A 23714-nucleotide genomic window follows, 5' to 3' on the forward strand; every position below is an offset into this window, starting at 1 on the left:
CAAGATACCTGCGCATACTTTCAAAGAACTTCGAATCAGGCCTCAGCGCCATCTTCGTAAGCTGCGACGTTTCCGTCGTAGCGAGCCGCCCATTATAGCCGGCTTTTCTGCTTCGTCAACACCTTTTTTCGAGGCGGTTGATTCAGCTGCTTCCGCGTCAGGCCCAAGGGCTTTTCGTTGAAGCAAGCCACACATTATGCGCAGGCTTTTGATCTTCGTCAACAGCTTTTTGAGGGGGCTGTTGACGACGCTTTTCGGTGCAGCCACTGGTGTGACGGGCGCCGTGAAGCAAGGGAGCGAATTCTAGACATCTTTGTGAAATGTGCAATGCATTTCTGTGACATCGCAGCAAATCGGCCGCTGGCGCCAGATCCGGCAAGGTCTGACCGGGCAACTGCGCTGTTCGCCAGTCCTGTTTCTCCAGTCCGGTGAGTCCGCATAGGGATGCTGGGCCACAATGCGGGTTGCTACCCTCGCTGCTGACCATGACCGACTCCGCATCGCGCTCGTTCTTCCGTGACCTTTCATTGCCGGCCGTCATTGCCGGGTTCATCACGGTGCTGGTCGGCTTCGCCAGCTCGGCGGTGATCGTGTTCCAGGCGGCGCAGCGCGTGGGCGCCGGGCAGGCGGAGATCGCTTCCTGGATGTGGGCGCTGGGGATCGGCATGGGGGTGACTTGCATCGGCCTGTCGCTGCGCTACCGGATGCCGGTGGTCACGGCCTGGTCCACGCCCGGTGCGGCGATGCTGGTGGTGGGCACCACCGTCCTGCCGCTGTCCGATGCCATCGGTGCATTCGTGCTGGCCGCGGTGATGGCGGCGCTGGCCGGCTTCTCCGGGGTGTTCGAAAAAGCGATGCGGCGGATTCCGGTATCGCTGGCCTCGGGCATGCTGGCCGGCGTGCTCCTGCGCTTCGGGCTGGATGTGTCTGTCTCGGTCGGCACGCAGCCGCTGCTGGTGCTGGTGATGTTTGCCACCTATCTGGGTGGACGCCGGTGGCTGCCGCGCTATGCGGTGATCGCCACCTTGCTGGTAGGCGTGGCCATCGCCGCCGGCCAAGGACTGATGCATATGGAGCAGGTGCAGCTGCAGCTGGCGTTGCCGGTCTTCACCGTGCCGACGCTGTCGTGGACGGCGGTGTTCGGCATCGCCCTGCCCCTGTTCATCGTGACCATGGCCTCGCAGAACGTGCCGGGGGTGGCGGTGCTGAAAGCCTCCGGCTATGACGCGCCGGTCTCGCCGGTGGTGGGCTGGATTGGCGTGACCAATACGCTGCTGGCACCCTTTGGCGGCTACGCACTCAATCTGGCGGCGATCACCGCGGCCATCTGCATGGGCCGGGATGTGCACGAAGATCCGGCGCGCCGCTATACCGCGGCGGTCAGCGCTGGCGTGTTCTACCTGGTGATCGGCCTGTTCGGTGCGACCGTGGCGGCCGTGTTCGCCGCATTCCCGAAAGAACTGGTGGCAACGCTGGCCGGTATCGCGCTGCTGGGCACGATCGGCAACAGCCTGGCCGTGGCGCTGAAGGAGGAAACCGAACGCGAGCCGGCGCTGGTGACCTTCCTGGTTACCGCCTCGGGCCTGTCGCTGGCCGGCATCGGCTCGGCGTTCTGGGGGCTGGTGGCCGGCGTGCTGACCCTGCTGGTGCTGCGCCGGCCAGCCGCCGCCCGCTGACTGTCATCCGGCCGCAGCTCCCCATATAGAAAAGAACCGCCCCGCTCCGGCATGCGCGGGGCAGATACCGGCTTACAGCGCTTTGACCTCCAGCACCTGCTTGAGGACATGGCGCCCGCCCGGCGCCAGTTCGATCACGTCCGGGCCGGCGTTGGCCGCTTCGATACAGACGTAGTTGCGCCACGCCGCGCCGATGTCCTCCATCTTCGCCGCCGCCACTTCGCCGGCGTTCCAGACCACCGCGGTGCGGCTGCCACTGGTGCTGATGGCAATCGCCCGCTGGAAGCCGGGGTCACGCAGCACATAGCGGCCACCGGCCTGGGTGTACAGACGATCGCTGCGGCCCGGGTCGCGCGGATCGCGCAGGTTCCAGTCGCCGCGCTGCACATGGGCGTTGCCGCCATCGAGCTTGTCCAGATAGGTCAGGCCGTCCAGGCCGCTGACCTCCACCTGCAACGCATCGCTGACGTTGAAGTAGTTGTGCAGCGCCTGGGTGAAACTGACCGGCTGGCTACCCCGGTTCTCGGTGACCAGTTCCTGCTCCAGGGTGCGGCCGATGCGCAGGACCATGTGCATGCGCAGATCCAGGTTGTCCATCACCGGCGGCGCCAGGGTCAGCACCATGCTGCCATCGGCTTCGCGGCGGGCCTCGCGCAACTCCCAGGCCACGGTACGGACGAAACCGTGCGCAGGCACCTCGTTGCTCTGCCCCTGACGCGAGAAGTATGGCCAGCACACCGGCGCGCCGCCGCGGATCGGCGTGGGCGGCTGTCTGGCGCTGGGCGACAGCCACATCACGTCCTGGCTGCCGGTGGGCACAAAGGACAGCAGTTGGCCGCCGAACACGCTGATCGCGGCGGTGGAGAACGGCGTTTCCACCTTCCACGCGGTGAAGCCGTTGAAATCGCCTGTGCTCAGGCCCTGCACATCCTTCATTGAAACGCTGCTCCGTACGATTGGTGACTGGACAAGTTGCGGGTAGTTGGCCGGCAGGCGGAACGCCGTGGGCGATGCCGGTTTGGCAGCGCGCAGCGCCTGCAGGATGCGGGTGCCGGCGCGGCCATCGGCGTTTTTCCAGCCCAGGCGCTGCTGTTCGGTCTGGATGGCGCGGCGGGTGGCGCTGCCGACCATGCCGTCGGCGGCGCCAATGGCGTGGCCGCGGGCCAGCAACAGGGTCTGCAGTTCCCGCCGCTGCTCGCGGCCGAGGCCCGGATCATCGGTCGGCCAGACGGCGCGGAGGCCACTGCCGCCGCGCAGGCGGTCGGCCAGCGTGGCGATAGCCAGCGCGTAGCTCTCGGCGGCGTTGTAGGAATAGATCGCGTCGTAGTTGCGGAACACCAGCAGCGCCGGACCGCTGGTACCGGCCGGCAGCAGCAGCGCGGCATTGGCATCGTCGGCGATCGCCGGCACCTGCAGCGGCGCGCCGTCGACGCCGGTGATGCCCAGCGCGCGCCAGTTGGCCAGCGGCTTGCGCTTGGTGCGGCCGGCCAGCGCCGCGTTGAAACCGGCCGGAATCCGCACTTCCACGCCCCACGGCTGGCCCGTCCGCCAACCGGCCTGCTTGAGGTAGTTGGCGGTGGAGGCCAGCGCGTCGGGAATGCTGGCGACCAGATCGCGACGGCCATCGCCATCGCCATCCACGGCAATGCGCGCATAGGTGGAGGGCATGAACTGGGTATGGCCGAACGCGCCGGCCCACGAGCCGGTCAAGCCCTCGGCCTGCAGGTCGCCCTGGTCGATCAGTTTCAGCAGCGCCAGCAGCTCCCCTTTGAAAAACGGCTGGCGGCGGCCGTTGCAGGCCAGCGTGGCCAGCGACTGCAGCAGCGGGCGCCTGCCGAACACGCGGCCGTAGTCACTCTCCACGCCCCACACCGCGACGATGGTGGCCGAGTCGACCCCGTATTGCACGCTGACCTGATCGAGTAGCGCGCGATGCTGCTGAAGCTGCGCGCGGCCGTCCGCAACACGCTGGCGATCCACGAGCGCCGCCAGATAGTCCCAGATCGGCGTGGTGAACTCGGGCTGCGCATCGAGCAGCGGCAGCACTCCAAGGTCCGGGGTGATGGCGGTGAACACCTGTTCCACGCGCTCGGCGCCAATACCCTGCGCCACCGCCGCGTTCTTGAGCCCGACCCCGCAGCTGCCGAAGTCGGCGATACCCGCCGAAGCGGTGGCAGCCAAGCCCCACGCGCCCAATCCCAGCACTACGGCAATCGCTCTCATCGGCAGTTCCTGACAGACGGGGGCTGTCGATCATAAACGCGGCGCCGCGATGCGGTGCCTTCATTGCCATTGCAACAGACGCAGGCCATAGCTGCAGGGCTGCGCGGTCCAGTGCGCCACCACGCGCAATCCGGCGGCGGCGGCCAACGCGGCGAACCGGGCATCGCTGTATTTGTGGCTGTATTCGACCTGGATGGGCTCCCCCGCGGCGAAATCGAAACGCTGGCCGGCCACCTGCACCCGCTGCGCGACCTCGCTGACCAGTTCGGTCTGGATGCGCTCGTGCAGCGGGTCGTAGCGGGCGCGATGGCGGAACCGGTCCAGCGCGAAATCGCTGCCGATCTCCCGATTCAGGCGTTCGAGCAGGTTGAGCGTGAACGCGGCGGTGATGCCGGCGGCATCGTTGTAGGCCGCTTCGATCCGGGCCGGCTCCTTGACCAGGTCGATGCCGACCAGCGCCAGCCCGGTTGCGCCCATGGTCCGGTGCATGCCGCGCAGCAGCCGCACCGCCTCGCCATCGGTGAAGTTGCCCAGGGTGGAGCCGGGAAAGAACAGCAACGTGCGCCGCGCCGGCTGTTGCGGCTGCGGCAGAGCCACCGCATCGGTGAAATCGGCGCATACCGGCAGCATTTCCAGTGCCGGGAAATCGCCAGCCAGCGCATGGATGCTGGCCACCAGTGCCGCCCGCGAGATCTCGATCGGGGTGTAGGCCACCACCTCGGGCAGCGCGCGCAGCAGCAACCGGGTCTTGCGGCCGCTGCCGCTGCCGTATTCGACCACCCGCGCCTGCGCTCCCACCTGCTGCGCGATCGCCGGCAATTCGCGCTCCAGCAATGCCAGCTCGGTGCGGGTCAGGTAGTACTCCGGCTGGCGGGTGATCTGTTCGAACAGCGCCGAGCCGCGCGCGTCATAGAAGTATTTCGACGGCAGGGTCCTGGGCCGCTGCGCCAGCCCGGCCAGCACCTGCGCGGTGATCGTGGCGCGGTCGGGAGTCAGGTCGGTCAACGCGGCCAGTGCGGCCTCGGCGCCGCTCATGCGCCATCCCGGGCCAAGCGCAGGCCGGCGAACTGCCAGCGCGCGGACGGCGCGAAGAAATTGCGGTAGCTGGCGCGCACATGGCCGCGGGCGGTGGCGCAGCTGCCCCCGCGCAGCACGTACTGGCCGCACATGAACTTGCCGTTGTATTCGCCCAGGCTGCCCGGCAACGGCCGGAACCCCGGGTAGGCGGCATAGGCGCTGCTGGTCCACTCCCAGACATCGCCGAACAGCTGCACTGGCCCGCTGCCGGCAGCGGCCGCCGCGGTGCAGGGATGCAGGTGGTCGTCATCGGCGAAATGGCCGGCCGGCGGCACAGTGGCCGCCGCGGCCTCCCATTCGAACTCGGTCGGCAACCGCGCACCGGCCCAGCGTGCGTAGGCGTCGGCCTCGTAGTAGCTCAGGTGGCAGACCGGCGCATGCGGGTCCAGCGCGCGCCAGCCACCCAGGGTGAACTCGCGCTGGCAACGCGCGTCCCAGTACAGCGGCTGTTGCCAGCCTTCGGCCTGGCACAGCTCCCAGCCCTGGCTCAGCCAGCAACCGGGCTCCCGGTAGCCGCCGGCTTCGACAAACTGCCGGTACTCGTGGTTGTTGACCGGGCGATTGGCCAGCCGGTGCGCGGCCACCAGCACCCGGTGCCGCGGCGATTCGTTGTCGTAGGCGAAGGGCGCATGCTGCGGCCAGGCCGGGGCGCCGATCTCGACGATGCGCTCGGCATTGTCGATCCAGCCCAGCGGCAGCGCGGCGCTGGCCGGCACCTGCAGTTGGCGGTAGGCCGGTTGCAGCGGGTTGGACCACAGCGCGTGCTTGATGTCGGTCAGCAGCAGCTCCTGGTGCTGCTGCTCGTGCTGCAGGCCCAGGATCAGGTGGCGGCGCGCCTGGGCGTCCATCGACCCCTCGTCAAAGCGGGCGGCGATGCGCGCATCGACCGCGGTGCGGTAGTCGAGCACCTGCGCCAGTGACGGCCGCGACAGCAGCCCGCGTCGCGCCCGGGCGTGGGCCGGGCCGATGCTCTGGTAATAACTGTTGAACAGCACCTGCCAGTGCGGCTGCAAGGGCTGGTAACCGGGCTGCGCGGCCAGCACGAAGTGCTCGAAGAACCAGCTGGTGTGGGCCAGATGCCATTTGGCCGGACTGGCGTCGGGCATGCTCTGCAGCATCGCATCTTCGGCCGACAGCGGCGCGGCCAGGGCCACGCTGCGTGCTCGCACGGTGGAAAAACGCTGCGCCAGGGTGGCGGGCACGGCGCCGGCGGTGGTCGAACGCAGCAACGCGGCAGTGGAGATATGCATCGGCCCGAGCTTACGGACACGCGGTTAGCGCGATGTCATGGCCGCCACACGCGGCGCCGTGCTCAGACCACCGCGTCGCGGTAGTACCAGCGCCCGTCGATACGCTGGAAACGGCTGTGCTCGGCCATCTTCACCGCGCTGCCGCCCCCCACTTTGTAGCGCGCGACAAAGTGCACCTCGGCGGTGTCCGCACCGGTGACCACATGCTGTTTGACGCTCAATCCCAGCCACTGCGTGCGCTGGCCCGGAGCGTCATCCAGCGACAACTGCTGCGGTCGCGTCTGCGGATGCCAGCTGGCCATCAGGTAATCGACGTCCTGCAGCACATAGGCGCTGTAGCGCGAGCGCATCAGCGCTTCGGCATCGGGCGCGGCCTGGCCGGCGTGATACGGGCCGCAGCAGCGGCTGTAGGCGGGGCCGCGGCCACAGGGGCACGGCGTGGTCGGGGAGATCTGCATGCGCGCATTTTCCCATTCCCCGGCACCACGCTCCAAGCAGCGCCGCTGGCAACGGCTGCGCGTATCCTGTCGCGCCCTGGTCAGGAGTCGTCATGCTGGAACTGTTGCCGCCGGAGCTGCCCTGGCTGCTGCTGATCGCCTTCATCGCCGGGCTGGTGGATGCGGCGGTCGGCGGAGGCGGCCTGATCCAGCTGCCGGGGCTGTTCACCGCCCTGCCGCAGCAGTCCCCGGCCGCGTTGCTGGGTACCAACAAGTTCAGCTCGGTGTTCGGTACCGGCGTTTCGGCATGGCGCTACGCCCGTTCGATCCGCATCCCGTGGCGGCCGGTGCTGCTGGCTGCGGCCGCCGCGTTCGCCTGTTCGTTCCTCGGCGCCACCGCGGTGAGCCTGCTGTCCAAGGATGCGGTGCGACCGCTGGTGCTGACCCTGCTGATCGTGATGCTGGGCTACACGCTGGCCAAGAAGGAGTTCGGCGCGCTGCACACGCCGCGCCAGGTCGGCCGCCGCGAGCTGGGCATCGCGCTGCTGATGGGCGGGGTGATCGGCTTCTATGACGGCTTCTTCGGCCCCGGTACCGGCAGCTTCCTGATCTTCCTGTTCGTGCGCTTTTTCGGCCTGGATTTCCTGCGCGCCTCGGCCGCCTCCAAGGTGGTGAACCTGGCCACCAACCTCGCCGCGCTGGCTTTTTTCGTGCCCAGCGGCAATGTGCTGCTGGCGCTGGCCATACCGATGGCCGCAGCCAATGTCAGCGGCGCGCTGGTGGGCACCCGGCTGGCGCTGCGCGGCGGCACCCCGGTGATCCGCAAGCTGTTCGTGGCGCTGGTGGTGGTGCTGATCGCGCGCATGGCCTGGGATATTTTCACTGTCTGACGACAGAAGCTGCTGGACCCTGAATCCAGGGCCACCGCCTGATCCCGGCACCGCAGCGTGCAGCAGCGTGCGCGCCAAGCCGGTCGCAGTATTCCTGTCCACGGACGCACCGCGCAGATGAAGAACCGGCACCGCATCGCTTTTCTGCTGCTGGCGTGCGGCGCGCTGCTGGCCTGCGTGCCGGTGGTGTACTCCCTGCAGCAGGCGCGCAAGCAGGCGCTGCAGGAAAAGTACGCGATGCTCGATGATCTGACCCTGCGCATGGAGGGCCAGGTGCGTTCGATCCGGGACCTGCTCGCGCTGCTGCGCCAGGAAATGGAAAGCAGTGGTGATGCCCCGTGCAGCGCTGGCGGGATCGCCCGGCTGCAACGCTTTGGACTACGCTCCCAGGCGGTGAAAAGTTCGCTGTATCTGTCCGGAGGGAAGGTGGAGTGCTCGTCCGGCGGTGCGTGGTTGAGCAACCTGTTGCAGGGCGCCCCCAGCATCGTGGAATCCGACGGCACCGCCATCTATACCCAGGTGCAGGTGCCCGGGGTCGCTGAAAACCGTTATGTGGTGGTGGAGAACAACGGCTATGCGCTGTTGATCTACCCGGACGGGCTGATCGCACCGTTCGCCCGTCCGGATGTCGCCCTGGGCCTGTTCAATACCCGGACGCACCGGTTTGCCGCCAGGGCCGGAAAACTGCAGGACCGGTGGGCCGGTCCGTTCGAGAACGGACAACACTATGAACGGTTCCTCGATGAGGACAGTGACTCGCTGGTGGTCAGGCGGGTCGTCCTCCCCGGCGGCACCGCGGCGGTCGCCGCCACCCCACGCGCGTCCATCGATACCCGCATGGCCCAGTTCGCCCGCTGGTTCATCCCGCTGGGTATCACCGCCGGCCTGGTGATCTTCGCCATTGCCTACGGGCTTACCCGTCACCGTTTCTCCGCCCGCGCCGAACTGCTGCACGCGCTGCGCAAGAGCCAGCTGTTCCTGCTCTACCAGCCCATCTTCGAGCTGCCGACCAATACCTGCATTGGCGCCGAGGCGTTGCTGCGATGGCGCCATGAGGACGGCGCGGTGGTGTCGCCGGACCGTTTCATTCCTGTGGCCGAGGATTCGGGGCTGATCCAGCTGGTGACCCGACGGGTGATGGAACTGGTATGCAAGGACCTGACGCCGTTCCTGCGGCGCAATCCCGACTTCCACCTCAGCATAAACCTGTCCCCGCAGGACCTGCAGTCGCCCGACACGGTCGGTCAGATCGAGCAGATGATCCGGACGATCGGCCCGGGGGCAGGCAAGTTCGTGATCGAAGCCACCGAGCGCGGCCTGCTGGAACAGGAGAGCACGCTGGCCGTGGTCAATGCGATCCGGGCGCTGGGCGTGGAAGTGGCGATCGACGATTTCGGCACCGGCTACTCCAGTCTGGCGTATCTGACCACCTATCCGTTCGACATCCTCAAGATCGACAAGAGCTTCACCTGCACGGCCTGCACCGACTCGGTGACCAGCCAGGTGGCGCTGCACATCATCGAGCTGGCCAACACCCTGGGCATGCGCACGCTGGTGGAGGGCATCGAGACGCCGGAGCAGGCCGAGCTGTTCCGCAGCAAGGGCGTGAACTATGGCCAGGGTTACCTGTTCGGGCAGCCGATGACCGCCGCGGAACTGGTCAATTTCGTGCCGCTGCATTCCACCCCGGAGCAGCACCGCGGCGGGCCCTGAGTCGCCCACGCCCGGGCCGGCCTTGATTTGGCTCAATGCGGCCGCGCCGTGCCGCGCGCATGCTGGCACGGTCGCGGGAGTTCCGCGTTCTGGAGTTCGCGCAACATGTCCCTGGATCTTTCCGGCAAGATCGCCGTGGTCACCGGCGCCGCCTCGGGGATTGGCGAGGCGGTGGTGCGGCAGCTGGCCCAGGCCGGCGCGCAGGTGCTGGCGGCCGATATCGACGGCGATGCCGCCGCCGCGCTGGCCAGCGCGCTGGGGCCGCAGGTGCTGCCGTTCGCCATGGATGTCAGCGATCCGGACGCGGTCCGTCACATGGTGCGGCACTGCGTGGAACGTTTCGGCGGCCTGCATTTGGCGGTCAACAACGCCGGCATCGGCGGCGCCAGCCTGGAGACGGCCGACTACCCGCTGGACGAATGGCACCGCGTGCTCGGGGTCAACCTGCACGGCGTGTTCTATTCGATGAAATATGAGATTCCGGCCATCCTCGCTACCGGCGGCGGCGCCATCGTCAACATGGCCTCGATCCTGGGCAGCAATGGCTGGGCCGGCTCGGCGGCCTATGTCGCGGCCAAGCACGCGCTGGTGGGCATGACCAAGAGCGCGGCGCTGGAGTATTCCGCGCGCGGGCTGCGCATCAACGCCGTCGGCCCGGGCTTCATCGACACCCCCATGCTGGACGGCATGGACCGCCAGGCCTATGCCGGCCTGGTGGCCCTGCATCCGGCCGGACGCCTGGGCACCGCCGACGAGGTCGCCGCGCTGACCTGCTTCCTGCTCTCGGAAAAAGCCTCGTTCATCACCGGCAGCTACCACCTGGTCGACGGCGGCTTCTCCGCCCGCTGAATCTCCGCCCGCGGGTGCGTGGGCGATGCCGGAAGCCGCTACCTCAATTCACCTTTGTCACAGCCAAGTGATTGATCTGGCTGAATTTCCACGGTCGATCGGACAACGAACGGACAAGGCGTGGCCACCCCTTGTCCACCGCTAACGGAACGTTTACAAGGAGCCCACGCCCGTCGTCCCGACCGGCGAGATAGTCCGGCTATCAGAGGAGCTTCCCGATGACGTCGTTATCGTTGCGCCCGCACCGCCTGACCCACGCAATCCGTATCTCCCTGTTGTGCCTGCTGCCCGCCGTCGCGCTCGCGCAGGAATCCCCGCCCGCCAGCCCGGCGCGCACCCTGGACGCCATCCAGGTCACCGGTACCCGCATCAAGAAGGCCGAACTGGAAACCCAGGTGCCGGTGCAGGTGCTGACCCGCGAAGCCATCGACCGCACCGGTTACAGCTCGGTGGCCGACGTGGTGCAGCACCTGACCGCCAGCGGCACCTCGCTGAGCACCAAGCTCAACTCCAGCGGCAACTTCGGTTTCCCGCCCGATGGCGGCGGCGTCGGCGCCGGTGCGGCCACGGTGGACCTGCGCCATCTCGGTCCCAAGCGTGTACTGGTGCTGGTGGACGGCATCCGCTGGGTCAACGAGTCCTCCGGTTCCGGCGTGGGTTCCTCGGTGGATCTGAACACCATTCCGCTGGCGCTGGTGGACCGCATCGAGGTGCTCGAAGACGGCGCCTCCTCGATCTACGGCTCCGACGCGATCGCCGGGGTGGTCAACATCATCACCAAGAAGAACGCCGACGGCGGCCATGTCGAGGTGCAGCACGGCGACCACAACCTCAAGGGCGGCGACACCTCCAGCGTGGATTTCAGCTTCGGGCGCAGTGGCGAGCGCGCGCAGTGGATCGGCGGCGGCGCGTGGTTCAAGCAGAAGGAGATCTCCTCGGCCGAGTACGAATGGGCACGCGTGCCGGTACCCGGTACCGGTCTGGCCAACGGCAGCTCGGCCACCCCCGGTGGCCGCACCGTGTTCGCGCCGGCCGACGGCAACAACACCTATGGCGGCCTGTGTCCGCTGGCCCGCGACGCCGACGGCGTTGCCATTCCCGGCTCGGCGACCTGCAACATCACCCTGCCCAACGACGCCAGCTTTGCCGGCGGCGCCCGCTTTCCCGACGACTTCATCCGCTTCGGCACCGCCAACCGCTTCAACTTCGCCCCGTACAACCTGCTGCTGACCCCGAACGAGCGCAAATCCGTGTTCGGCCAGGTGCGCTTCGAGTTCACCCCCACGCTCAGCGGCTGGGCCCGCGGCCTGTACAGCGAGCGCGACTCGGCCAACCAGGCCGCGCCCGAACCGATCTTCCTGGGCACCGATGCCGGCGTCTACAACGAGTGGGCCGAAACGAAACTGGTGATCGCCGCCAACAACCCGTACAACCCGTTCGGTTTCGACCTGACCACGATGGGCGCCAACCCCAACCTGTTCCTGCTGGGCCGGCGTCCGGTGGAGGGCGGCCCGCGCCGCTACGAGCAGGAGGTGAAAACCTGGTACGCCGCCGCCGGGCTGGACGGCACCTTCGAGGTCAACCAGCGCACCTGGAACTGGGACATCAACGCGATGACCAGTGAAAGCAAGGCCACCCAGACCAATACCGGCAGCTACAACATCAAGTACATCAACCAGGCCCTGGGCGATCCGGCCGCCTGCGCGGCCATTGCCGGCTGCGTGCCGCTGAACCTGTTCGGCGGGCCGGGCACCATCACCCCGGAGATGCTGGCGTGGATCTCGCCGATCGTGCGCGACCGCAGCAAGAACACCCTGAGCCAGGCCTCGGCCAACCTCACCGGCGAGCTGTTCGACAACTGGGCCGGCGCGGTGTCCTTCGCCGCCGGTGCCGAATGGCGCCACTACAAGGGCGAATACCACCCCGACCCGATCACCATCGCCGGCGAGTACAACGGCGTGCCCTCGGGAGTGACCATCGGCAGCTATTCGGTGAAGGAGGCCTATGTCGAATTCGACGTGCCGCTGGCGCGCGAAGGTTTCTGGGGCAAGAGCCTGGACCTGAGCATTGCCGGGCGCTACTCGGACTACTCCACCTTCGGCGGCACCAACACCGGCAAGCTCGGCCTGCGCTGGCAGCCGGCCGATGAACTGCTGCTGCGCATGTCCTTCGCCCAGGGCTTCCGCGCCCCGTCCATCGGCGAGCTGTACGGCACGTTGAGCCGCTTTGACGCCACTATCGTGGACCCCTGCAACAACGCCGCCTCCACCACCCCCAAATGCGTGACCGACGGCGTGCCGCCGGGCTACGAGCAGGCCAACCCGCAGATCTCGGTGGTGACCTCGGGCAACCGCGCGCTGGAACCGGAGGAAAGCCGTTCGTTCATGGCCGGCGCGGTGTGGAGCCCGGGCTGGGCCGAGGACAGCGGCTGGGCCAGCAAGCTGGACCTGGGGGTGACCTTCTACCGCCACACCATCGACAAGGCGATCCAGGCCCCGGACGCGCAGGCGATCATGGACCGCTGCATCGACAGCCGCGATCCGGTGGCCTGCGCCAGCTACACCCGCAACGACCGCGGCCAGATCATCCGCTTCGAGGACATCCTCGCCAACCTCGGCACGATCAACACCAGCGGCTGGGATTTCAGCGCGCACTGGCTGCTGCCGGAAACCGGCTGGGGCCAGCTGGGCTTTGACTGGAAGGCGACCTGGGTGACGCGCTACGAGCTGGTCAACGAGTCCGGCCAGGCCGAGCCCAAGGGCCCGGGCGTGGAGACCAATGACAGCGCGATTCCGGAGTGGAGCTCGACCCTGGCCGCCAACTGGGATTTCCGCAACTGGAACGCCAGCTGGACGCTGCGCTACATCGACCGCCTGCGCGAGAGCTGCGCCGGCGCCAACGGCTTCGACATCTGCACCGACAGCGCCAACGACCTGCACTGGCTCGGCGCCACCACCTACCACGACGCCCAGCTGAGCTGGCGCACCGACGCATGGATGAAGGGCGTGAAAGTCAGCCTCGGGGTGAACAACGTATTCGACAAGAACCCGCCGATCTGCCTGAGCTGCACCCTCAACGGCTACGACCCGGGCACCTATGACCTGCCCGGCCGCTACACCTACGCCCGGCTCAGCCTGGATTTCTGAGTCGCCTTACCGGCAACAGAAAAGGGAGCCGCAAGGCTCCCTTTTCGTTGCACCTCCCGCGCGGCTCAGCGGGTGTGGTCGGCGTCCAGCGCGGCGTCGGCCTGCCCGGCGGCGGCGCGGATCTCAACCAGGTTCTTGCCCAGCACCGCGCCGGCCAGCGCCATCAGCAGCAGCGCCAGTACCGGCAGCATCGACAGGCCGAAACCCAGCGCGCGCGCGGACGGTGCCTTCACGTAGGCGCGCCAGTAGAGGAAGCGGCCCACCAGGTAAACCCCGCCCAGGGCCGCCACCCAGCTCGCCGGCCAGTAGCGCGCGGCCACGAACAGCGCCGGCAGCAGCATCACCATCAGTTCCAGGGTGTTCATCTGCACCCGGTAGATGCGCTCGAAGGTCTCGTTGCCACTGACCGCCGGTGCTTTCAGCCCGGTGTGGCCACGCGCGCGACCCACCAGCACGATGAAGAACAGGTACTGCAACACCACCAGCATGGCGACCAATTCGACGTAGTGCATGCACTTCTCCTGGAAACGGGGACGGGATCTGCAACCTGTGCCGCTGGGCCGGGCGCATCGCTGCCGGCACATCCTGGCGGGTAAGCCGTGCAACCGGCAATGCGCCGGGCGCGCGGCGCGGACTTTGGGGGCGGACGCTGCTACCGGCAGCGCCCGCAGCGACGGCTCAGCGGCGCGCCTGGCCGACTTCGATGAAACGCAGGAACTCGGCGCGGGTGCGGGCATCGTCATGGAAGCTGCCACGCATGCGCGAGGTCACCATGCTCACGCCGCGCTTGTGGATGCCGCGGGTGGTCATGCACTCGTGCGCACCTTCCACCACCACGCCCACGCCCAGCGGCTGCAGCACGTCCTGGATGCAGTCGGCGATCTGCGCGGTCATCTTCTCCTGCACCTGGAAGCGGCGCGCATAGGCTTCCACCACGCGCGCCAGCTTGGAGATGCCGACCACGCGGCCGTTGGGCACATAGCCGACATGCACGCGGCCGATGATCGGCGCCATGTGGTGCTCGCAGTGGCTTTCATACTCGATGTCGCGCAGCACGATCATCTCGTCATAGCCGGCCACTTCCTCGAAGGTCCGCGCCATGTAGGCGCGCGGGTCCTCGCGGTAGCCGCTGAACCAGTCGCCATAGGCCTCGGCCACCCGGCGCGGGGTATCCAGCAGGCCTTCACGGGTGGGATCCTCGCCGGCCCATTCCAGCAGCGTGCGCACGGCCGCTTCGGCCTGGGCCTGGGTGACGGGGGATTTGGGGGACTCGGCCATGGGGGACGGCGCCTGTATTACGGGGCCGATATGCTACCAGCCAGCTGCCGGCAGGGCACCGGCGATGGCCCGGCGCCGGGCCCGTCCCCCGCGGGCGCACGGTGCGGACACCCGGTTGCAGGCGCCGGCCGGTGGATCAGCCGGCCCCGCCTGCCGCGGCGGCCGGGGCCAGCAGCCGCCACGCCAAGCCCGAACAGCGGCTGGCATGGCGCGCCAGCGCCGCTTCGATCACCGCGGCGCTGCCGGCCAGATGCAGGCCGTGGCGGGCCCGGGTGATGCCGGTGTAGAGCAGTTCGCGCGACAGCACCCGGTTGTCGTTCCGGGGCAGCTGCAGCCAGACCTGGTCGAACTCCGAGCCCTGCGCCTTGTGCACGGTCATCGCGAACGCGCTTTCGTGGGCGGGCAAGGCGGCCGGGTGGAAACCGCGCGGATGGGCCGGGTCGTCACCGGGGAACCACGCCGTGATGCCGCCGCCGCTGCCATCGGCGAGACAGAGGCCGACGTCGCCGTTGAACAGACGGTGGCGGTAGCTGTTCTCGGTGATGAGCAGCAGCCGGCCGTGGAACCAGCCCGGGCCGGCGCCGCGGCGCGGGCCGCCGGCGAGCAGTTCCTCGATGCGCGCATTGAGTCCGCGTGCGCCCTGCGGACCTTCGCGCACGGCCGTGAGCAGGCGCATGCGCCCGGCCAGTGCCAGCGCATCGGCCGGCGTGGTGGCGTCGGCCAGTGCCTGCCAGTACTGCTGCAGCGGCCCGCGCCATGCGCCCAGCGGGTCGAACTGGTCTTCGTGGAACTGCACGCCCGGCAGCTGGCCCTCGCGCAGCAGGGCCAGCGCCTGACCGGCCTCCCCCTCACGCATCGCCGCGGCCAGCGGCGCCAGCTGCAACGCCTCGCTCTGCCGGTAACCGCGTTGCAGCTGCACGCGGGCCCCGGCAAAGGCGCTGGCGGTGGTTTGGCACGCATCCGCCGGCAAGGTGCCCAGCAGCGGCTGCAGCGCGCCGGCAGCGGCGGCGCCGATGCGGGTGCCGTCGCCGGCCGCGCGCAGGATCGCGCTGAGCACGTCGCCTGCCTCCACCGACGGCAGCTGGTCCGGATCGCCCAGCAGGATCAGCCGGGTGCCGTCGGCGATCGCCTCCACCAGCTTGGCCATCAGCGGCAGATCGATCATTGAGGCTTCATCGACGACGATCACGTCGTAAGGCAAGGGATTGTCGGTGTGGTGGCGGAAGCGCGGGGAATCGGGGATCACCCCGAGCAGGCGGTGCAAGGTGGTGCCGGTGCTGGGCAGTTGTGCGCACAGCTCGGCATCGATGCCGGCGGCGGGCAGTTGCTGCAGGGCGTGACGCAGGCTTTCGGCCATGCGCTCGGCGGCGCGGCCGGTGGGCGCGGCCAGCGCGACGCGTGGCGCGGGCCGGCCGGCGGCCTGGGCCTGTGCGGCCAGCAGCACCAGCAACCGGGTGATGGTGGTGGTCTTGCCGGTGCCGGGGCCGCCGGTGACCAGCAGCAGCGCGTGGCACAGCGCCATCGCCGCCGCGCGCGCCTGCAGATCGGAATGGGCCGGCAGGCGCTCGGCGGTCTGCGCGATGGCAGCCCCGAACAGATCCTGTTGCGGCGAGGCGGGGGCCGCCGCCCCGGGGAACAGCCGCGCGAACACCGGCGCCAGCACGGCCGGATCGCCATCGGCCACCGGCGCGCGGCCGATGCGCTGCAAGCCTTCCGCCAGCCGCCGCTCGTATTCGCGATAACGGCGCAGGTACAGCAGGCCGTTTTCCCAGACCAGTGGCGCCGGTTCGGCGGCGGTCCGGTTATCCACAGGGGTGGCGACCCAGCGCGAGGCGGCCAGCTGCGCATGCCAGTCCGCCGCCGCCGGCCAGACGATGCCGGCATCCACCAGCCGCTGCGGCTGCGCCGGATCGAAACCGGCGTGGCCCTGCGCCACTGCCAGCGAGGCCAGCGCGGCGGCGGCCAGCACCGCGTCGGGCGTGTCCGGATCGAGCCGGCGCAGGCTCTGCGCCAGGGCGTGGTCGAGCGAGCGCAGCGCGCCAGCCTTGGTCAGTGCGGCCAGCAGGCTCATGCCGTGCCTCCCAGTCGTGCCAGCAACGCCGCGTGGCCCTCACGGCCCCCGGCAAACAGTTCATCCACCGCGGCCACCAGTGCCGGGGCGAAGGTATGCGCGTACATCCCGGGCGAGGACGCCCGGCCGGCATCCAGGCCACGGCAGAACAGGTAGCGGATGCCGCCGAAATCGCGGGCGTAGTCGTAACCGGCGCCGATCCGGAAGCGCAGCCAACGGTGCAGCGCCACGGTGTAGATCAACGCCTGCAGGTCGTACTCGCTGTGGCGCATGGCCGCCTCCAGTTGCGCGGCGCTGTAATCGGGCAGCCGGTTGGACTTGTAGTCCAGCACGTACCAGCGCCCGTCGCGGACGTAGGTCAGATCGATCTTGCCGGTCATCAGCCCTTCCAGCTGGCGGCGCAGGCCGAAGCCCTGGCGGCCCCGCACCACGCCATGCTGATGCAGCACCCGCAGCAGCGCCGGCACCGTGGTCGGCTGCATCGCGAAATGGAATTCGATTTCGGCGCGACGCTCGCCCTCGCCCAGCATGTGCAACGCACCGCCCTCAGGCAGGGTCACGGTCAGGGTCTGGCCGATCAGCCGGGTCAGCAGGTCCACACCATCGGCGATCTCCTCGTCGACATAGCCCTCGGCACGCAGCGTTTTTTCAATGATCCCGGCCTGACCGTCCGGCGCCGGATCGGCAGGGCGCCAGTCACCCCAGGCGCCAAAGTCGACATTCTCCAGCGCGGCATGCAAGACGTTGCCGAAGCGGCTGCCGGCAAAACGCGGATCGAACACGTCCGCGGCGGTGGCCACCACCGCGCTGTCCGCCCCGCTCTCCAGCGCGTCGTCGATCGTGGCCTGCAGCGGTTCGTCGGCGGCGCCGCCAGCGTCTTCGGTGGCCGCCGCGGTGGTGTCCTGACGGCCGTCGGCATGCGCCAGCTGGGTGAAGCTGTAGACCCACCAGTCGTGCGGCACCACGCGGCCGATCACCCGCACCGGCGGCAGCGCCGGCTCGCGTTCCGCCGGCAGCCGCGCCGGCACCGGACCGGCGTCAGCGTCGACCACCGCGATATCGGCATGCGCCGGCAGCGCTTCCACCATCGGCCCCAGCCGCGAGGACGCCAGCCCGGCCAGCGCGCCGCCACTTATCCACAACGCGTGTTCGGCGCGGGTCAACCCGACGTAGAGCAGCCGCGCGGTTTCGGCCGCGTCCTCGGCGCCGACCTGCTGGCCGATGGCCTTCCAGTCGGCATCGTCCTTGTCGATCTTCCAATGCAGCACGCGCTGCTGCCCGTCGTGCACGGTACGGTGGTTGCTGCTGTCCGGGGCGCTGGTGGCGATGCCGACGAACGGCAGGTACACCAGCGGGTATTCCAGGCCCTTGCTCTTGTGCAGGGTGATGATCTGCACCCGGCGCGCGTCCGACTCCAGCCGCAGCAGCTGCGCCTCGTCGCCCTCGTCGGCGTGGGCGATCCGGGTCTGCAGCCAGTCCAGCAGGCCGTGCAGGCCGATGCTGCGGTGACTGGCCTCCTGCAGCTGTTCGGCCAGCTGCAGGTAGTTGGTCAGCCGGCGCTCGCCATCGACCAGCGCCAGCAGGCGTTCGGCCTGTTCGGCGCACAGCTCCGACAGCAGCGCCAGCACGCCGCCACGCTGCCAGCGCTCGCGCCACTGCGCCAGCCGCTGCTGGTGCGCGCGCTGGGCATCGCCTTCGTGTTCCATCGCCGCGATCGCCGCGGCGCTTTCGCCCAGCAACACCGTGGCCAGCGCGGCGCGCAGGCGGCCGTCATCGGCCGGCTGCAACAGCGCCAGCAGCAGCACGCGCAGTTCATGCGCCTCGGCACTGGCGAACAGACTCTGCTTGCCCGCCGCCACCGCCGGAATACCCAGCGCCGCCAGCGCCTGCTGGATGCGCGCGGCCTCCTTGTGCGAACGCACCAGCACCGCGATATCGCCCGGCTGCACCGGTTTGCCGTCGATCAGCGCGCGCTCTTCGCGGGCGGCGCTGAGCACCTTGTGGATATCGGCCACACAGGCGGCGGTGGCCGCCTCGCGCGAGGCGTCGGCCTTGAGCGGTTTGCCGTCTTCGCCGGCCCCGATCCGGTGCACGGTCAACGCCGGCGCCGGCCGCCCGTCCAGCAGATAGTCCGCATCGCTGCGTTTGCTGCCCGGCAGGACCGGTTCGAAACGGATACGCGGATCGAGGAAGGCCTGCTCGCCGGCGTTGTCGTACAGCGCCTGGATCGCGCGCAGCACGCCCGGGCGCGAGCGGAAATTGCGGTCCAGCGGCGGGGCCAGGGCGGCCAGCGCCTTGGCCTGCAGATAGGTGTGCACATCGCCGCCGCGGAAGCCGTAGATAGCCTGCTTGGGATCGCCGATCAGGAACAGCGCGGCGTCGCCGCCGTCGCGCCCGGGTTCGGCGAACACACGGCGGAAGATGTCCCACTGGCGGGGATCGGTGTCCTGGAATTCGTCCACCAGCGCGAAGCGGTATTGCGCGCGCAGCCGCGCGGCCAGCACGTCACCGTGTTCACCCTGCAGGGCGTGGGCGACGTTGTCGATCAGATCGTCATAGGTCTGCAGCCGCCGCAGCTGCTTGAGCCGGGCCAGGCGCTGGCGCACGTCCTCGCGCAGCTGGTGCAGCAGCGCGACCGATTGCTGGCGCTGCCAGCGCGTCACCTGCGCCAGCGCCTGCAGGTAATCGGCGATCAGCGGCTGCAGGGGCGAAAGCGGCGTGCTGCCGGTCTTGGCCTTGTTGGTCTTGGCGGTAAGCACCTCCAGGGTGAGCCGCTCCAGCTTCTCGTCCAGCCCGGCGTTGGGATCCGGATGGCGGCTCCACTGCCGCAGCTGCACGAACAGCGGCTCGATCCAGTCGGACCGGTAGCTGGCTTTGTTGAGCACGCCGCCGTCCAGCGCGCCGCGCAACTGCTGCAGATACGTTTCACCGTGCGCGGCAATACCGGCCGCCAGCCGCTGCACGGCGGCGTCGCGCAACGCCCGCGGGTCGTCGACCGGTGTCTGCGCGGGCGCTGGATAAAGCGGCAGGTCGGCAACCAGCGCCGGCAGGTCCGTGGCCAATGCCTCGGGACTTTTCCACAACCCCAGCAGCGCTTCGAGCTGCTCGCCCTGGCCGGCATGCAGCCGCCACAGGTCCGCGGCCAGTTCGGCATACAGCTCGCCGGTGTTGGCCAGCAGTTCCGGCGTGGCGAAACTGTGACCGCTTTCCAGCGCGTATTCGCCCAGCACCCGGGTGCAGAACCCGTGGATGGTGAAGATCGCCGCCAGATCGGTTTCCTCGGCCGCCACGCGCAGGCGCCGGCCCAGCTGCACGTCCGTTTCGCCGCCCTGCTGCAGATGCCGGTGCAGGATGCGGTGGGTAAGCAGGGTTTCCGGGCTGTCGCCCTCGCCGGGCGGTTCGCCGACCAGCCGCGCGGCCAGATCCAGCCGCTCGCGGATGCGTTTGCGCAGCTCCTGGGTGGCCGCATCGGTGAAGGTCACCGCCAGGATCTGGCCCATGCGCAGGCCCTGTTCCACCACCAGCCGGGTGAACAGCGTGGCCAGGGTGAAGGTCTTGCCGGTACCGGCGCTGGCCTCGATCAGGCGCAGGCCATCGAGCGGCAACTGCAGATAAGGGTCCTCATTGATCTGTTCCCCGTTCATGCCGCCCCTCCGTTTGCCGCGTCGTGTTCGGTGTCGAAATCCGGCAACACGCGGCCCTCGCGCAACGCGGTGAATATCAACAGGCTGTTGTGGATAAATCTGTGTGCAGTGGTTTCCGACGCGAACGGATCGGTGCCGCGCAGCGCCAGTTGCAGCGCTTCGCCCTCGCCTTCGCCCCAGCTGAAATCGGAGCGGTACCAGCGGGCGCGCGCGGCTTTTTCGCGGCCCTCGGCATCGCTGTTGTAGATCTCCCAGCCGGTGTAAGGAGCGAACAGCAGGGGTTCCTGCAATCCTTGCAGACGCAGCTGCAGCAAGGCTTTCAAGGCAGCTTTGGCCGGTTCCACCGGCAGTGCCGGCAACCCGTGGGGACCGTAGCGGGCCTCGCCATCGTCATGGAACTGCAGCAGCGGCAGCTGCGCGCCGGCGGCGTTGGCCAGCAGCCAGTCCAGCCCGCTGCGCAGCACGTAGGCCACCCCTGCGGTACCGGCCTGCAGGCGCAGCAGTCCCTGTGGATGGATTTGATCGACCCGTCCGTGCAGCTGCATGCCATCGAGTTCAACTTCGAAGCGCTGCGAGGACAACGGCGCGCCGTCGTACCACTGCGAGAACGCCTCGGCACACGGCCGGATGCGGGCCAGCAGCCGTTCGAACTGCTGTCGTCCCAGCGTCCCGGACGGCAGCTGCGCGCGCGCCCGCAGCCGCAGGTACAACCCGTTTTCCTGCCCGTCCAGCAACGCGGCCAGCACCTGCTGCTGCAACGCCGCGTGCTCGCGACCGCCGCCCGGCACCACCAGCGGCTCGATGTCCTCGCTGCGGTCGATCTCGCCGGCCAGACGCAGGCCCAGGCGCTGCTGCAGGAACTGCCCGGCCGGATCGGCGAGGAACCGGCGCAGCGCCTCCAGGGCCAGACGCTCCTCGGTGAGGGCCTGCGGCAGCGGCGCGCCGAGCGGCCCCTCGATCCACGCCGGCAAGCGCTGCCGGCGGCCGCCCATGGCGCCGGCAGCGGGCCGCCACTGGCGGCGATAACTGAAACGGCGCGGCTCCTGCGCATCGCCGAACGCGGCCGGGGCAAACGGTTGCAGCGGATGGCGCACCACCAGCTGTCTGCGCGCGGCGGCCGGATCGGCGTGATACGCGGCGGCGGCATCGACCAGTTCGCTGACTAGCACCGAGGGCTCGCGCACACTGCCATCACGCGCATCGGCACCGAGGTAGCTCAGGTAGAACACGTCCTGCGCCGAGGCGAACAGCTGCAGGAACAGGAAGCGGTCGTCCTCGCGCAGCGAGCGGTCGCCGTGGCGCCGGCGCTGCGTGCCCAGTTCGGCGGTCAACCGGCTCAGGCCGGCGGCCGGGTCACGCCGCGGGAAATCGCCATCGTTCAGGCCCAGCACGCAGATCACCCGGAACGGCAGCAGCCGCATCGGCACCATGCGGCCGAAGCTGATGCCACCGGTGAGCAGCGGGGCGCGGGTATCGGCCTCGGACAGCACCGCGGCAAAATGCGCGCGCACCACTTCCGCCGGCACCGGCGCGGCGAACCCGGCCTTTTCGGCTTCCTCGGCGAATTCGTTGATCAGCTTGCGCAGCCGTTCCAGCGCGCGCAGCGCGGCCGGTTCGGTGGGTGTTTCGGGCAGCAGCGCGGCCAGCAGACCGAGCAGGCGCTCGCGCCATTGCGACGGGCTCAGCGCTTCGGCCAGGGTCTTCTGGTGCCGCGCCAGCACCCGCAGCAGCCGTACCAGCGCATCCAGCGCGGCTAGCGCACCGCCTTCCAGCTCCGGCCAGGGCGCGACCCCGGCGATGTCCTGGTCGCTGCCGCTGGCATAGCCCAGCAGCAACCGGTCCAGCGCGAACTGCCAGGTGTAGGCGTCATCGGCCGGGGCCAGATGCTGCTGGCGATGTGCGGCATCCAGCCCCCAGCGCGCGCCGGCGGCCTGCAGCCAGCCGTGCAGGCGCTCGAACGCGGCCGCATCCAGCCCGGCGGCAGTGGCCAGCGGCGCACTTTGCAGCAGGTCCAGGATCTCGTTCAGGCCGAAGCGCGACACCGGCAACCCCAGCAGCTGCACGAACACCTCGGCCAGCGGCTCGCCCTGCAGCGGACTGGCATCGGCCAGCGCCCACGGCAGGTGTTCCTCGCCGCCACGGCCGCCGAACACCGATTCCAGGTACGGCACATAGGGATCGATATCCGGCGCCAGCACCGCGATTTCGCGCGGCTGCAGCGGTGGATCAAAGCGCGCATCGTCCAGCAGCGCGCGCAGCTGGTCGTGCAGCACCTGCATCTCGCGCAGGCGGGTGTGGCAGGCGTGGACCTGCAGGCTGGGGTCGTCCAGCCGCAGCGCCGGCAACAACGGGGGCGAGGGCAGCGCGCGGCGGTGGAACAGGTCGGCCTGCAGCCGCTGCAGCAGGCTGTCGGCCAGTCCGCCGTCATCCAGCCCGGCGCCGGGTTCGTCTTCCGGGTCGACATAGGCGGCGATCTCGCCGGTCGGGTGCACCACCTCATAGCTGCCCAGCACCGCCATGAAATCGCGACCGGCCGCGCCCCAGGCCTGCAGCAACGGGTTCTCGCCGGCGGCGCTACCGAAGGGATCGTCCAGGCCGCTGCGCAGCTTCTCGGCCAGCGTCTGCAGATCGCCCCAGTACGACTGGGTGGGCGTGGGCATATAGAAATGCAGCGTACCGACCCGCGCCTGGGTGGCGATCACCCGCAACACGTCGGGCGAGACATTGAGCGTGGCAAAGGCGAACAGCCGCCCCGGCAGGCCCTGTGGCAACGGCTGCCCGGCACCTTCGAAGCGGGCCAGGTAGTCGTTGATGCGGCGCGCGCGATAGTGCTGGCCGGCGGCGATATGCCGCCACAGGATCGCCTGCGGATCATCCGGCTCGGCACCGTCTTCCCAGCGCAGCAGCCAGTCACGGCGCCAGGCCTGGTACTTCTCGAACACGCTGCCCAGCTCGGCGGCCAGCGCCCACGGCCGCAGGGGATCGCCATGCTCAAGGTAGGAATACAACCCGGCCAGCGCCGGATTTTGCATCACCGCCGGGTCAGTCAATGCCGCATACAGACGCCAGTGCAATCCGACCGCGCCCAGGTCATCACGTTCGCCGGCGACATTGGCCTTCAGCGCCCTGGCGACGAACTCGCCGGGGGTCAGGAACTCCAGGTTGGCGGCGATGCCGTATTCGGCGGCCAGCGTGGACTGCAGCCAACGGCGCATCGCCACCTGCGGGATCAGCACGGTATCGGCCGCCAGCAGCGGCTGCCCCGGCGCCGGTTCGCGCAGGGCGTGGGCCAGCAACGAGGCCAGCACATCAAGCGAATTGGAGTGGTACAGGCGGAAGTCGGGCGCGTCGGTCATCACACCATCTTGCCGCAGCCACATCGCAGACGGCGAGATCCATCACGCCGGTACAAAGCCGCGGCGCCTGTGCACCCCCATCGTCCGCACACACTGTTGCCGTT

Annotated in this window: 14 protein-coding genes; 5 read left to right on the plus strand and 9 right to left on the minus strand. The window is 69.1% G+C overall.

Features of this window, described 5'->3' with window-relative positions:
- The first annotated feature begins 485 nt into the window (after nt 1-485).
- Nucleotides 486-1676: a benzoate/H(+) symporter BenE family transporter gene (locus ACVOMC_RS00005; RefSeq protein WP_481522344.1), complete on the plus strand. Its 1191-nt coding sequence runs from the start codon at nt 486-488 to the stop codon at nt 1674-1676.
- Nucleotides 1677-1748: 72 nt separating this feature from the next.
- Here ACVOMC_RS00005 and ACVOMC_RS00010 read toward each other — a convergent pair whose 3' ends face one another.
- The 4 genes from ACVOMC_RS00010 to ACVOMC_RS00025 all read right to left on the minus strand — a co-directional run bounded on the left by ACVOMC_RS00010 (nt 1749) and on the right by ACVOMC_RS00025 (nt 6684).
- Nucleotides 1749-3899, minus strand: coding sequence for a lytic murein transglycosylase (locus tag ACVOMC_RS00010; RefSeq protein WP_481522345.1), 2151 nt, complete (start codon nt 3897-3899; stop codon nt 1749-1751).
- Nucleotides 3900-3959: 60 nt separating this feature from the next.
- On the minus strand, nt 3960-4934 hold the full coding sequence (gene egtD, locus ACVOMC_RS00015; protein WP_481522346.1) for an L-histidine N(alpha)-methyltransferase: 975 nt from the start codon (nt 4932-4934) through the stop codon (nt 3960-3962).
- Nucleotides 4931-6226 (minus strand): ergothioneine biosynthesis protein EgtB, encoded by a 1296-nt coding sequence (egtB, locus tag ACVOMC_RS00020; protein WP_481522347.1) that lies wholly within the window; start codon nt 6224-6226, stop codon nt 4931-4933. Before egtB ends, egtD begins: the two co-directional genes overlap by 4 nt.
- Nucleotides 6227-6288: 62 nt before the next feature.
- On the minus strand, nt 6289-6684 hold the full coding sequence (locus tag ACVOMC_RS00025; RefSeq protein WP_481522348.1) for a YchJ family metal-binding protein: 396 nt from the start codon (nt 6682-6684) through the stop codon (nt 6289-6291).
- A 92-nt stretch (nt 6685-6776) separates the two neighbouring features.
- On the opposite strand from ACVOMC_RS00025, the gene ACVOMC_RS00030 reads away from it, so the two are divergent.
- The 4 genes from ACVOMC_RS00030 (at nt 6777) to ACVOMC_RS00045 (ending at nt 13261) form a co-directional block, all read left to right on the plus strand.
- Nucleotides 6777-7553, plus strand: coding sequence for a sulfite exporter TauE/SafE family protein (locus tag ACVOMC_RS00030; RefSeq protein WP_481522349.1), 777 nt, complete (start codon nt 6777-6779; stop codon nt 7551-7553).
- Nucleotides 7554-7670: 117 nt separating this feature from the next.
- On the plus strand, nt 7671-9266 hold the full coding sequence (locus ACVOMC_RS00035) for an EAL domain-containing protein (protein ID WP_481522350.1): 1596 nt from the start codon (nt 7671-7673) through the stop codon (nt 9264-9266).
- A gap of 105 nt (nt 9267-9371) precedes the next feature.
- Nucleotides 9372-10115, plus strand: coding sequence for an SDR family NAD(P)-dependent oxidoreductase (locus tag ACVOMC_RS00040; RefSeq protein ID WP_481522351.1), 744 nt, complete (start codon nt 9372-9374; stop codon nt 10113-10115).
- 218 nt (nt 10116-10333) lie between these two features.
- Nucleotides 10334-13261, plus strand: a complete 2928-nt coding sequence (locus ACVOMC_RS00045; protein WP_481522352.1) for a TonB-dependent receptor — start codon at nt 10334-10336, stop codon at nt 13259-13261.
- Nucleotides 13262-13326: 65 nt separating this feature from the next.
- Here ACVOMC_RS00045 and ACVOMC_RS00050 read toward each other — a convergent pair whose 3' ends face one another.
- The 5 genes from ACVOMC_RS00050 to recC all read right to left on the minus strand — a co-directional run bounded on the left by ACVOMC_RS00050 (nt 13327) and on the right by recC (nt 23610).
- Nucleotides 13327-13773: an MAPEG family protein gene (locus ACVOMC_RS00050; protein WP_481522353.1), complete on the minus strand. Its 447-nt coding sequence runs from the start codon at nt 13771-13773 to the stop codon at nt 13327-13329.
- 166 nt (nt 13774-13939) lie between these two features.
- Nucleotides 13940-14539 carry a GTP cyclohydrolase I FolE gene (folE, locus tag ACVOMC_RS00055; RefSeq protein WP_054660942.1) on the minus strand — a complete coding sequence of 200 codons (600 nt, stop codon included), beginning with the start codon at nt 14537-14539 and terminating at the stop codon, nt 13940-13942.
- A gap of 136 nt (nt 14540-14675) precedes the next feature.
- Nucleotides 14676-16610, minus strand: a complete 1935-nt coding sequence (gene recD / locus ACVOMC_RS00060; RefSeq protein WP_481522354.1) for an exodeoxyribonuclease V subunit alpha — start codon at nt 16608-16610, stop codon at nt 14676-14678.
- Nucleotides 16607-20254 (minus strand): UvrD-helicase domain-containing protein, encoded by a 3648-nt coding sequence (locus ACVOMC_RS00065; protein ID WP_481522355.1) that lies wholly within the window; start codon nt 20252-20254, stop codon nt 16607-16609. The genes recD and ACVOMC_RS00065 overlap by 4 nt, the downstream gene beginning before the upstream one ends.
- A complete protein-coding gene (gene recC, locus ACVOMC_RS00070) occupies nt 20251-23610 on the minus strand; it encodes an exodeoxyribonuclease V subunit gamma (protein WP_481522356.1) in 3360 nt (1119 codons plus the stop codon). The genes ACVOMC_RS00065 and recC overlap by 4 nt, the downstream gene beginning before the upstream one ends.
- Between the last annotated feature and the right edge of the window lie 104 nt (nt 23611-23714).

It is taken from the genome of Stenotrophomonas sp. STEN014 (assembly GCF_056760315.1).